This is a genomic window from Gordonia otitidis NBRC 100426 (assembly GCF_000248075.1).
GTDB classification, from domain to species: Bacteria; Actinomycetota; Actinomycetes; order Mycobacteriales; family Mycobacteriaceae; genus Gordonia; species Gordonia otitidis.
In genome coordinates, this window is sequence record NZ_BAFB01000018.1 from 1 (window position 1) to 10,183 (window position 10,183).

Annotated in this window: 8 protein-coding genes; 1 reads left to right on the plus strand and 7 read right to left on the minus strand. The window is 65.1% G+C overall.

The genetic code is table 11. The features are described 5' to 3' along the window. From GOOTI_RS01930 to GOOTI_RS01955, 5 genes are all read right to left on the minus strand, one after another. On the minus strand, positions 1–1,489 hold a 1,489-nt coding region (locus GOOTI_RS01930; RefSeq protein ID WP_007236863.1), incomplete at its 3' end, for a SulP family inorganic anion transporter. A gap of 198 nt (positions 1,490–1,687) precedes the next feature. Continuing rightward, the gene (locus GOOTI_RS01940) at positions 1,688–3,067 is read right to left on the minus strand and encodes an arylsulfatase (RefSeq protein ID WP_007236864.1); all 1,380 of its coding nucleotides are present in this window, start codon (positions 3,065–3,067) and stop codon (positions 1,688–1,690) included. 89 nt (positions 3,068–3,156) lie between these two features. Beyond that, entirely contained in the window at positions 3,157–3,954 is a 798-nt protein-coding gene (locus tag GOOTI_RS01945) for a GntR family transcriptional regulator (protein ID WP_227923024.1), read from the minus strand. A 242-nt stretch (positions 3,955–4,196) separates the two neighbouring features. Then, positions 4,197–6,140, minus strand: coding sequence for a DNA topoisomerase (ATP-hydrolyzing) subunit B (gene gyrB, locus GOOTI_RS01950; protein ID WP_051997834.1), 1,944 nt, complete (start codon positions 6,138–6,140; stop codon positions 4,197–4,199). Between the two features lie 87 nt (positions 6,141–6,227). Further along, the gene (locus GOOTI_RS01955) at positions 6,228–7,208 is read right to left on the minus strand and encodes a formylglycine-generating enzyme family protein (RefSeq protein WP_007236867.1); all 981 of its coding nucleotides are present in this window, start codon (positions 7,206–7,208) and stop codon (positions 6,228–6,230) included. Between the two features lie 197 nt (positions 7,209–7,405). Here GOOTI_RS01955 and GOOTI_RS01960 point away from each other — a divergent pair, with 197 nt between their 5' ends. Next, complete coding sequence (locus GOOTI_RS01960; RefSeq protein ID WP_007236868.1) at positions 7,406–8,005, plus strand: GNAT family N-acetyltransferase; 600 nt, start codon at positions 7,406–7,408, stop codon at positions 8,003–8,005. Positions 8,006–8,024: 19 nt separating this feature from the next. Here the strand turns inward: GOOTI_RS01960 and GOOTI_RS01965 are convergent, their stop codons facing one another. Further along, positions 8,025–8,753 carry a DUF429 domain-containing protein gene (locus GOOTI_RS01965; protein ID WP_007236869.1) on the minus strand — a complete coding sequence of 243 codons (729 nt, stop codon included), beginning with the start codon at positions 8,751–8,753 and terminating at the stop codon, positions 8,025–8,027. A gap of 2 nt (positions 8,754–8,755) precedes the next feature. Continuing rightward, positions 8,756–10,057, minus strand: coding sequence for a TrpB-like pyridoxal phosphate-dependent enzyme (locus GOOTI_RS01970; RefSeq protein WP_039993154.1), 1,302 nt, complete (start codon positions 10,055–10,057; stop codon positions 8,756–8,758). Between the last annotated feature and the right edge of the window lie 126 nt (positions 10,058–10,183).

Below are 10,183 nucleotides of genomic sequence, written 5' to 3' on the forward strand. Positions count from 1 at the left end.
GTCCGGTCAGGCTGACGCGTTTGCCGTTGCGCCGGAAGCGTTCACAGACACCGTCGAGGGCTGCCACGCTCGTCGCATCCCAGATGTGCGCCTGCGACAGGTCGAGCTCGACATCCGGCGCTGCGCACGCGTAGTCGAATCTGTCGGTGAGCACGTTGCTCGACGCGAAGAACAGTGATCCGGTCAGACGGTGCACACACCGCGCGCCGCCGGACTCGTCGGACGGATCGTGATGCTCGTGATCGCTGACGACGGCGCTCGTCGACTGCCGTCGCACGAAGATCCCGCAGGCACAGACGACGCCCGCGATCACCCCCAACGCCAGATTGTGTGTCACGACCGTCACGACGACGGTGATCAGCATCGTCGCGGATTCACCGATCGGCATGCGGCGCAACGTACTCGGCGCGATCGAGCGCCAGTCCATCGTGGCCACCGACACCATGATCATCACCGCGACGAGAGCGGCCATCGGGATCGCGGCGAGCACCGGACTGAAGAAGGCGAGCATGCACAGCAGAGCCACTCCCGCCACGAATGTGGATAGGCGTGTCCGCGCGCCACAGGTCTTGACGTTCATCATGGTCTGCCCGATCATCGCGCAGCCGCCCATGCCGCCGAAGAATCCGACGACGATGTTCGACACCCCCTGCCCCCAACTCTCCCGTCGCGGATTCGACGGAGTATCGGTGATCTCGTCGACGATGCGCTCGGTGATCAGCGATTCGAGCAATCCGACCAGCGCGACCGCCAGCGCATAGGGAGCGATGATGCGTACCGTCTCCCAGTTCATCGGCACATTCGGCAACCCGGGTATCGGCAGCCCGGACGAGACGTCGCCCTCGTCCGCCACCCGCGGGACGCTCAGTGAGAACACGACGGCCGCGCCGGTGAGCAACGCGGTGGCGATCAGTGGTGCCGGGATAACGGTCGTGATCCTGGGCAGCAGGATCATCAGCGCCAGACCCGCCGCGACCATCGGATAGACCAGCCACGGCACCCCGACCAGATGTGGGATCTGTGCACTGAAGATGAGGATGGCCAGCGCGTTGACGAAGCCGGTCATCACGCTCTGCGGGATGAACCGCATCATCTTGGCGACGCCTGCGAATGCAAGCAGAATCTGCAGGACTCCGGCGGCGATGACCGTGACGATCAGGTAGTCGACGCCGTGATCGCGTACCACCGGCGCGACGACGAGCGCGACCGAACCGGCCGCAGCCGACACCATCGCGGGTCGACCCCCGACGACGGCGATCGTCATCGCGAAGATGAAAGACGTGAACAGCCCGACGGCGGGTCCGACTCCCGCGATGATCGAGAAGGAGATGGTCTCGGGGATCAGGGCGAGCGCGGTGACCAGGCCGGCGAAGACCTCGGTGCGCAGCAGTCGCGGATCGCGCAGAGCGGCCATCACCGTGATCTGCGGCCTGCGGTGCTCAATTTCCCGGCGCGGCACGGTTGATGCCTGGTCATCGGTCACGGACATCGCCGGCTCCTCCTCGGGTCTCGATGTGGTCGATCTGACTCATGTGTGGTTGTTCGTTCGTGTGGTTGATCGTTCGTCTGGTTGATCGCCGTGCTGGGCGAGCGGTCTGGGCGGCGTTGCCGTTGCGGCGTCGACCATCGCCGACGGCACGCGAACGCCGGTGGAGTCCCATCAGCGGGACTCCACCGGCGGTCGACGTCAGGCCGAGACCGTCTCGAACGTGCGCTGGGGCACGAAGTCGAGAGGTGCGCCCGGCGGGATCAGTTCTTCGCGCTCGATGCTCTCGTTGTACTCACGGATCACCCGGTGCGCGTGCTGCATGACCCACCACCGGACGAAGGTCTGGTTGACGGCTTCACGCTCCTTGGGATCCTCGAGCAAGTTGATGATACGCGCGAAGCCCAGCGGGATTTCCGGGTCGTGGAAGTGCTGCTGGCGCACGAAGCTGATCTTGAACTGCAGCCACTTGACCGCATGCAGTTCGTCGTTGAGCCACACCATGCTCGCCTCGCGTGCGGACTTGTCTGCGCCGGAGAAGAATTCGCGCTGATCGATCCCGTCGATAAGTCGATCGTCGGGGATCTCGCAGTCGGCGAAACGCAGCAATGTGGTGAACATGTCTGTGACGTGGACCATTTCGTTGCTCTCACGTGGCTTGACTCGCCCCGGCCATCTGATCAGCGCCGGAGTGCGGATTCCGCCTTCGGCCGAGCTGAAGTAGGAGCCGTCGAAGAAGCCTGCGGTGCCGCGACCCGCGAGGTGATCCTCCGGCCCGTTGTCGCCCGCGAAGACAACGATGGTGTTGTCGGCGATACCCAGCTCGTCGAGTTCGTCGAGCAGGCTCTGGAAGTCGTGGTCGAGCATCAGCAGGGCGTCGCCCCAGTCACCATTGTCACTCTTGCCCTTGAACTCCTCGCGCACCTCGATGGGGAAGTGCAGAAGCGAGTGGTTGTGGTAGAGGAAGAAGGGCTTGTCATCGGCGACGGCCTTGCGCATGAAGTTCTTTGCGCGGCGGTCGTATTCGGCGTCCATACGGCCCTTCAGCTCGACGGTCAGCTGCTCGTCGGTTGCGATCACGCCGCCCGACTTGGTGCCGTCGTACATGTAGGACCAGCCGTCCCGGTCGCCGTCGTACCAGGGATCGTCGGGCCACAGGCATTCGTCGTAGGTACGTGCGGGACCGTAGAACTCGTCGAATCCGTGATCGGTCGGCCAGCGTCCGTCCTCGGCGCCGATGTGCCACTTGCCGTAGCAGGCGGTTGCGTAGCCTGCGTCCGACAGGATGTCGCCCATGGTGCGTTCCCAGGCGACGAGGCCGCCCGCGTTGCCGCCCAGTGCGATCGTGTGGTTACCCGAGCGGATCGGATAGCGACCCGTCATGAGTGCCGAACGCGTTGGGGTGCATTGCGGTTCGACGACGAAGTGCGACAGCTTCAGCGAGTCGCCCGCAAAGGAGTCGATGTTCTTGGTGTCGGCGCCGCGCAGGATGCCGCCGCCATAGCAACCGAGCTCGCCGAGCCCGAGGTTGTCGACGTGGAAGTAGACGATGTTCGGCTGCTTCTGGGGTGATTCGGACATGGGTGATCCTCATTTCTCTTTCATTGGGTGTTCTCGACTCGTCCCACACAGGCGCGGGATGGTCAGTCGGTCTGGTAGGCGGGTAACTGTCAGCGCTGCAGGCGCGGAGTCACGGACGTGAGCGAGACCCGGTCCGAGCGGTAGCGCACGGATTCGAGGTCGAACGGGGTGCCGTCTTCGAGAAAGGTGAGACGGTGCATCAACAACACTGGTGAGCCGGGACGGACGTCGAGCAGACGTGCGGTTCCCGTATCGGCCGCAACGGCTTCGACGGTGTTCTCCGCTTGTCCGAGCCGTACGCCGAGGCGCTCCTCGAGGAGCCCGAACACGTCCTCCTCGACGAGGTTGGCTCCCTCGAGGGCGTCGATCGCCTCGGGGCGCAGCGACGTGGTGTCGAGCGACAACGGCACCGTCGCGACGGTGCGAAGTCGCTCGATGAACAGGATCGGACTCCCTTCGGGGATCGCGAGTTTGGTTGCGACGAACGGCGTTGCCGCCGACTCGCGAGCCGAGAGCACCTTGTTCTCCACGGTGAGTTGATGGCCGGCAAGCGATTCCGCTAGTCCCTCGAGTCGATCGATCCGCTGCCGGAGCTTGGCTCCGGTGACGAAGGTCCCGGCGCCCTGGACGCGGGTGATGAGCCCCTCGGCGCGGAGCAGATCGAGTGCCTCGCGAATGGCGTTGCGGCTGACCCCGAGTTCTTTGGCCAGTTGGTTCTCTGGTGGCAGGAGCGGCCGCGGTGCCGCCAGTCCGCCGAACACGCCGTCGAGGATCTGGGTGCGCAACACGTCACGCACCCAGCGCGCAGCATCCTCGCGCGTTCCGGCGTACTTCCGCACCTGCGGGCGCGGGAAGTCTTTCGGAGCTATCCGTGGTCTCGATGGCATGTGACTATGGTGCGGCTCGTTCATTCCGGATGATTTGCCATGGAATTATCCGTTTGTTACGCCAGTATTTCCAGCCCCAACGTGCTGGCCAGCGGCTTTTCCGCGGCGCAAGCGATGAGAAACGCCACTTGTGCGCTGACGTCGACACGACTCGACCCCGGTGCGCACCTGATTGGGGCGCGCGACCGGGGTCGATACAGCTGGTGTGGATGCAGCTGGTTGTGGATTCAGGTGGTGTGGATTCAGATGTCCAGGAACCGTTCGTCCTTCGCGTTGCGGACGATGAAGCCGCGGCGAGCGTCGACGTCCTCGCCCATGAGGATCGAGAAGAGCTCGTCGGCAAGCGCGGCGTCGGACAGTGTGAGCTGTCGCAGTATTCGCGTCTGGGGATCCATCGTCGTCTCCCAGAGCTCGGACGGATTCATCTCGCCGAGACCTTTGTAGCGCTGGATTGCGCTGTCGGACGGCAGTTTTCTTCCCGCATCCCGCCCGCGTGCCAGGATCTGGTCGCGCTGGCGGTCGGAGTAGGCATAGTCGGGCTGGCCCTTCTGCCACTTGATCTTGTAGAGCGGTGGTGCCGCCAGGTAGACGTGACCCTGCTCGATCAGCGGGCGCATGAAGCGGAACAGCAGGGTGAGCAGGAGCGTCGAGATGTGTTGTCCGTCGACGTCTGCGTCGGCCATCAGGACGATCTTGTGATAGCGCAGTTTCGACAGGTCGAACTCGTCGTGGATGCCTGTGCCGAGCGCCGTGATGATCGCCTGCATCTCGGTGTTCTTGAGAACACGGTCGATGCGGGCCTTCTCGACGTTGATGATCTTGCCGCGCAACGGAAGAATCGCCTGGTACATCGAATCTCGTCCGGACTTCGCGCTGCCGCCTGCCGAGTCGCCCTCGACGATGAACAGTTCACCGCGCTCGGCGTCGCTGCTGCGACAGTCCGCCAGTTTGCCCGGGAGTCCGCCGAGGCTTCCTGCTGTCTTGCGGCGCACCAGTTCCCGTGCTCGTCGGGCCGCGGTACGTGCTTGAGCCGACGCCGCTGCCTTGGCGAGAACAGTCTTGGCTTCGGCGGGGTTGGCGTCGAACCATTCGGCCAGTTGCTCGTGACAGACTCGCTGCACGAACGAGCGGATCTCGCTGTTGCCCAGTCGAGTCTTCGTCTGACCCTCGAACTGCGGGTCGGCGACCTTGACCGACACGATCGCTGCGAGTCCTTCGCGGATGTCGTCGCCGGTGAGATTGGAGTCCTTCTCCTTGAGGACCTTCAGCGTCCTGGCGTACTTGTTCACCACCGTGGTCAACGCCGCGCGGAAGCCCTCCTCGTGAACTCCACCCTCATGGGTGTTGATCGTGTTGGCAAAGGTGTGGACCGACTCCGAGTACCCCGAATTCCATTGCAGTGCAACCTCGAGTTCATGTCCAGGGGCGTGGCCGGTGAACCCGATGACGGACGGATGCAGCGGGGTCCTGCTGCGGTTGACGTGCGCAACGAAGTCGACGAGTCCGTCGGGGTAGCAGAAGCGACTGCGCTCGCCGTCGCGCTCGTCGAGCAGGAGGATCTCGAGCCCACTGTTGAGGAAGGCCATCTCCTGTAGCCGTTTGGCTACCGTGTCACGGTTGAACTCCGTGGTCTCAAACACGTCGGCGTCCGGCCAGAATCGTACGGTGGTACCGGTTTCGCGTGTCGCCGAGCCGCGCGTCAGCGTGCGGGGCACCGATCTGTCGTAGGTTTGCGACCATCGGTAGCCGTCCCGGCTGATATCGACCTCGAGTCGTGTCGACAGTGCGTTCACCACTGATACGCCGACCCCGTGCAAGCCGCCGGACACCGCGTATGCGCCGCCCTCGACGTCGAACTTGCCACCGGCATGCAACTGGGTCATGACGACGTCGACCGTCGGAATTCCCGTGGCGTGCACCGCGACCGGTATCCCGCGCCCGTTGTCGGTGACCGCTGCGCCTCCGTCGGCGAGGAGCGTGACCTCGACGCGCGTCGCGTGGCCGGCCATCGCCTCGTCGACGCCGTTGTCGATGACCTCCCACAGCATGTGGTGCAGGCCGCGTGCACTCGTCGACCCGATGTACATGCCCGGGCGCTTCCGCACCACGTCGAGGCCTTCGAGAATGGTGATCGAGTCGGCTCCGTACGCCACGTCGTCGGCCGGTGTGTCGTGTTCTGGACGCATAGTTTGTTGTGGACGCATGGTGCGTTCAGGGCGCATGGTGTTTTCGGGGCGCATGGTGTTTTCGGGGCGCATGGTGGTGGTCACGTGTCAGCCCTCGCGCACGATGCAGCGGAAGCCGATGTGGCTGGTGGACGCGTCCTCGGTGTGGCTCTGTCGTGCCGACGGCCGGTACCGCACACAATAATTCGGCGCACACAGATGCGATCCGCCCTTGATGGTGCGGCGTGCAAAGCGCTCGACGCCGTGCCCGGTGTCGACGGCCGCGCGTTGCACGGGATTTCGGGGTATGCAGCACGTGCTCGCAGGCGCGACGTTCTTGTCGCCCGCAGCGTGATCGGTGGTGTAATGGTCGCACGTCCACTCCCACACGTTGCCGATGACGTCGACGAGTCCATACCCGTTGGGACGGAAGCGCCCGACCGGCGAGGTGCGGGAGTAGCCGTCCTCTTCGGTGTTCTGCCAAGGGAATTCGCCGTACCAGGTGTTGGCCGCCGGTCGCCCGTGCGGATGGAGTTCGTCGCCCCAGGCGTACGGCTTACGGTCGAGGCCCCCACGGGCCGCATACTCCCATTCCGCCTCGGTGGGCAGTTCCTTGCCCGCCCATGCGGCATACGCCTGGGCGTCGGCATAGGACACATGCGTGACGGGGTGTCGGTTCCTGGCACCGACATTGCTCCCGGGGCCCTCCGGGTGCTCCCAGTCGGCGCCGGGAACATACGACCACCACCGGCGATAGTCGTCGAGCGGCACCGGCCCCGGCGGTGGCGTGAACACCATCGATCCCGCTCGCAGGAGCGTCGGATCGGCATCGGGGTAATCGGCCGGGTCGGGCTCGCGCGCAGCGGTGGTCACGTATCCGGTGTCGCGGACGAAGCGTCGGAACTCGGCAACCGTCACAGGGTGCACATCCATCCAGAACCCGTCGACCGCGACCTGGTGCACCGGCCGCTCTTCCGGGTAGAAGTCGTCCGATCCCATCCAGAAGATGCCGGCGGGGATGTAGGCCATGTTCTTTCGCGCGCGCGTTGGGCCGGACGCGGTGGTGGGTACAGGTGTGTCGACGAGCATGTCGCCATGCTGCCAAGCCTTCCGTGTCGCGGCGTTACCCTGCGTGTTACGCCACCTCGTCGCGCGTGAACAGGCTGGTGACGCCGCCCGCGGTTGGCAGAACCGCGCCGTTCCGCCACCCGGGACGCTGCGTCGAAGTGGTGGCGTGGTCTTGTCAGAGGACCGTCGCCGTCCTCGTTCAACGCCATACTGACGCCATGTCAGTCCAGAGAACGAGTTCATCGCCGGTCACCGTCCGGCCTGCCACCGAGTTCGACGACGTCGCCGCGGTACTCGGGCCCAAGCATCCCGACGCCAATGTGTGCTGGTGTCTGAGCTACCGCATCTCCGGCGCGGAAAACCAGCAACTTCGGGGACCTGCTCGTGGCGAGCGCGTCCGAGCGCTCTGTGCGGAGCGCACCCCGCCGGGGGTGCTTGCCTACGATGACGCCGGCGTGGTGGTGGGGTGGGCGGCGATTCATCCACGGGCAGATACGACATTCGCGCGCAACCGAAGGATTCCACACGTCGACGATCTACCGGCCTGGTCGCTCTGGTGTGTCCGGGTGCGGCCCGGTCATCGGAAGCAGGGAATCACCTCGCCCTTGATCGCCGGGGCGGTCGACTTCGCCCGGGACAGCGGAGCGCCTGTCGTCGAAAGCTATCCCGTCGACAACAACGGCGAGCGAGTTGATCTGACCATGGCCTATGTCGGCACTCGGATGATGTTCGAACGCGCGGGATTCCGGAAGGTCGCCGACACCACGTCCGTCCTCAACGGTTACCCGCGCGTCCTCATGCGTCTGGATCTACGGTGAACGGATCTACGGTGAGACGTCACCTCAGATCGTCGAAGGCACAGTTCGGGACATGAATCCAGCCCTCACGCTGTGCGACCGGCATGTCGAACTCGTCGGGTAACGTCGTCGCACCGAGGCTCGCTGCCCGCGCGATGAGCGCGGTGACGACGGCGTCGAAGGCGTTGTCGTCGTGACACATCAGGTCGACGTATGGTCCGAGGTCCAGCCACGGTGCCGCCGCCTGCAGATCCTCGCAGAGACTCTGCAGCACAGCTCGATTGCCCGACCGCTTGTATCCGCGTGACGTCAGCCCCCAATGTTTCAGCGCGCCGGCCGGATACGCCTCCACAGCCCAGCCGTCGACGCGGTCGGTCACGTCGAGATCCGCGAGCAGCCCCGCACACCGGAAAGCGACATGCGCGATCTGATCTGCCGACACGCTCAAGGGGCGGCCGAGTCCGTGCTCCACGAGATACAGGTCGGTGCGTCGGTATGCCAGCGGGCGTCGTCGTCCGATGTCGTCGAGTCGGGAGTCGGTGGGTGTGGTGCCGCGATGGTGGCGCGCAACGAACTCGACGAAGCCGTCCGGCCATCCGAACGGCGAGTCGATGCCGCATCGATCAGTACCGTCGACGAGCTGTCGGATCGTCGAATCGTCTGCGGGGGTGACCAATTGGAGTAGTCGAGCGTGGCGTTCAGTCCACTCGACGACGGCAACGGCGGTCGACGCAGGCGACGCCGAGAGGTCGACGCCTGCGGTGAGCACGCTCAGATGTTCCCGTCGAGGAACTCGGCGTACGCGGGAAGGTCGAGTTGGCCGTGGCCGGACAGCCCGATCACGACGACCTGCTCGGCAGGATTGTCGGCGACCTGTCGGGCGCACGCGGCAATGGCGTGGGTGGACTCGGGCGCCGGCACGATGCCCTGCGTGCGCGCGAACTGCACCCCGGCGGCAAAAGCGCCGTGCTGGTCGATCGCGACACCCTCCACCAGACCGAGCTCGACGGTGTGACTCAACGCAGGCGCCATGCCGTGGTAGCGCAGACCTCCCGCGTGGATGGGGTCCGGTACGAAATCCATTCCGAGAGTGTGCATCTTGAGCAGCGGCGTGAGACCTGCGACGTCGCCGTGGTCGTAGCGGTACTCTCCCTGGGTGATCGAAGGACACGCGGACGGTTCCGCGGCTATCACACGCGCATCGGATCGTCCGTGCAGCTTCTCACGAAGGAACGGGAACGACAGCCCGGCAAGGTTGGAACCGCCTCCCGCGCAACCGAACACAAAGTCGGCGCCACCGGGCTCGACGGCCACGAGCTGCTCGACGGCTTCCTGACCGATCACGCTCTGATGCAGCACAACGTGATTGAGCACGCTGCCGAGCGCGTAGCGTGCATCTGGGTCATTGGCAGCGACCTCGACGGCCTCACTGACCGCCATACCGAGGCTGCCGGTGGTATCTGGTGTCTTGGCGAGGATCGCGCGGCCCGACTCCGTCAGCGTGGACGGGCTGGAGTGGATAGTGCCGCCGTAGGTTCGGATCAGGTAGCCGCGGTAGGGCTTCGACTCATAGGACGCGCGCACCTGCCAGACCTCGACGTCGATGCCGAACTGTGCGCCGGCGAAGGCCAGTGCGCTACCCCACTGGCCGGCTCCGGTCTCGGTGGTGAGCTTGCGGACGCCGTCGACGCTGTTGTAATACGCCTGCGCGACAGCCGAGTTGGTTTTGTGTGAGCCGACGGGGCTGACGCCCTCGTACTTCACGTAAATCCGAGCGCCGGTGTTGAGCGACTCCTCGAAACGTCGCGCGCGGATCAGCGGCGAGGGCCTCCACATCTTGTAGATCTCGCGCACCGGCTCGGGGATCTCGATGTACGGCTCGGTCGAGACCTCCTGTGCGATCAGACCGCTCGGGAACAATGCGACGAGATCGTCGGGGCCGACTGGCTCCTTGGTACCGGGATGCAGGTGCGGCGGGATCGGCTCGGGCAGTTCCGCCGCGAGGTTGTACCAGTGCGTCGGCACGTCCACGGTGATGAGGTCCGGGTTGCTGGCGTCCACGTGCATCGTCATGCGAATACTGTAGACCGCGCTCTCCCTGGCCCGCGGGCTGGTTTTGCTGCTCGATGTCGGGGTCGGGGATCGGCGTGTGGGGTTCGGCGGAGTTCGGCGGCGGACTCTGCTCGGGAAGTTCGGGGG

What these genes read in the sequence shown, in the direction of transcription:
- GOOTI_RS01940 (WP_007236864.1), bottom strand. Translation starts at nt 3,067, where the DNA reads ATGTCCGAATCACCCCAGAAGCAGCCGAACATCGTCTACTTCCACGTC.
- GOOTI_RS01945 (WP_227923024.1), bottom strand. Translation starts at nt 3,954, where the DNA reads ATGCCATCGAGACCACGGATAGCTCCGAAAGACTTCCCGCGCCCGCAG.
- gyrB (WP_051997834.1), bottom strand. Translation starts at nt 6,140, where the DNA reads ATGCGTCCAGAACACGACACACCGGCCGACGACGTGGCGTACGGAGCC.
- GOOTI_RS01955 (WP_007236867.1), bottom strand. Translation starts at nt 7,208, where the DNA reads ATGCTCGTCGACACACCTGTACCCACCACCGCGTCCGGCCCAACGCGC.
- GOOTI_RS01960 (WP_007236868.1), top strand. Translation starts at nt 7,406, where the DNA reads ATGTCAGTCCAGAGAACGAGTTCATCGCCGGTCACCGTCCGGCCTGCC.
- GOOTI_RS01970 (WP_039993154.1), bottom strand. Translation starts at nt 10,057, where the DNA reads ATGACGATGCACGTGGACGCCAGCAACCCGGACCTCATCACCGTGGAC.